This is a genomic window from Sphingomonas sp. LH128 (assembly GCF_000293195.2).
GTDB classification, from domain to species: Bacteria; Pseudomonadota; Alphaproteobacteria; order Sphingomonadales; family Sphingomonadaceae; genus Novosphingobium; species Novosphingobium resinovorum_A.
Genome location: NZ_ALVC01000394.1, coordinates 1 through 1,335 on the forward strand (window position 1 = coordinate 1; position 1,335 = coordinate 1,335).

Here is a 1,335-nt window from a genome sequence, read left to right on the forward strand (position 1 = left end):
CTCGTGCGCGACGGCGTGAAACTCGTCGAAGGCGGTTACCGCTCCCTCCTGCGCCGGCCCCGTCGATCATAACCCGCCGTCGATCGCTTGGCGCGTGTCGGCACTAGATTTCTATCTTCGACATCGTCCGACCCACCGTCTTCACGCCACCGTGCTCTCAAACCGCCGCCTGACGGCAGCGGCCCCCGATGAGATCACGGAGGCTCGACAATGGCCGAAACTACCGCCGGCATCCCGCCACGCTACCTGCGCACGCAGGAAGCCGCTCGCTTCCTCGGACTCTCCGAACGCACGCTTGAGAAGCACCGGACCTATGGCACCGGCCCGGCTTACCGGAAGCTCGGCGGCCGGGTCGTCTACGCCATCGAAGATTTGCAGACCTGGGCCGATCGCGGCCTCGTCAGCTCGACCTCCGATCCGCGCGGCACGGTGCTGCCCGCCAAGCGGCAGGAGCCCACGGACCGCCGCTTCGCCGGCCGTCAGCCGCGCTGAGACGACCCGCCATGTCGTCCCGTCACACACAGCACGACGAGCGTGCGCAACTCGATCTGTTCCGGGCGCTGCCCGGCGATCTCGCGCCGCGCGACACGCAGGACCTCATGGCCTATCCGTTCTTCTCGCTTGCCAAGTCGAAGCGCCTGGCACCGATCGACTTCAAGGCCGGTTCGGTGAAGATCCGTGTTGAAGCCGTGCCCGAGCACGGCATGGCGACGATCTGGGACGCCGATGTTCTGATCTGGGCGGCCTCCCAAATCGTCGAGGCCCGCGACGTCGGCCTCCGCCCGTCGCGGCTCATGGCGACCACGCCCTACGAGATTCTGAACTTCATTGGACGCGGTGTCTCGCTGCGCGATTACGACCGCCTGAAGGCCGCGCTCGACCGACTCCAGTCCACCACCATCGCGACATCCATCCGCCAGCCGACCGAGCGGCGAATGCACCGCTTCTCCTGGATCAACGAATGGAAGGAGCGCGCCGATCACCGCGGCCGCCCGCTCGGGCTCGAGCTGATCGTCCCCGACTGGTTCTACGGCGCGGTGCTTGACGATGCCTTGGTCCTCACAATCGACCGGAACTACTTCGGGCTGACTGGCGGTCTGGAGCGCTGGCTCTACCGCTTGGTGCGCAAGCATGGCGGCAAACAGGAGTTCGGGTGGAGCTTCGACTTCCCGCATCTGCACGCCAAGTCCGGCAGTCTCTCACCGCTCAAGCATTTCGCCTACGACCTGCGTGACATCGTCCGCCGCCAGCCGCTGCCGGGCTATCGCCTGACCATCGAGCAGTGCCTCGGCGGCCCCGAAATCCTGTCCTTCGTACCCACCGATCCCGACGCGC

At 66.5% G+C, this 1,335-nt stretch carries 2 protein-coding genes; both read left to right on the top strand.

The annotated features are described in order from the left end of the window. Positions 1-210: 210 nt before the first annotated feature. Positions 211-492, top strand: a complete 282-nt coding sequence (locus LH128_RS26120; protein WP_008832698.1) for a helix-turn-helix transcriptional regulator — start codon at positions 211-213, stop codon at positions 490-492. An 11-nt stretch (positions 493-503) separates the two neighbouring features. Continuing rightward, positions 504-1,335 (top strand): replication initiator protein A (locus tag LH128_RS26125; RefSeq protein WP_008832699.1); only part of this gene is annotated, 832 nt, incomplete at its 3' end.

Excerpts from the sequence above, each read along its gene's own strand:
- LH128_RS26120 (WP_008832698.1), top strand. The coding sequence starts at position 211 with ATGGCCGAAACTACCGCCGGCATCCCGCCACGCTACCTGCGCACGCAG.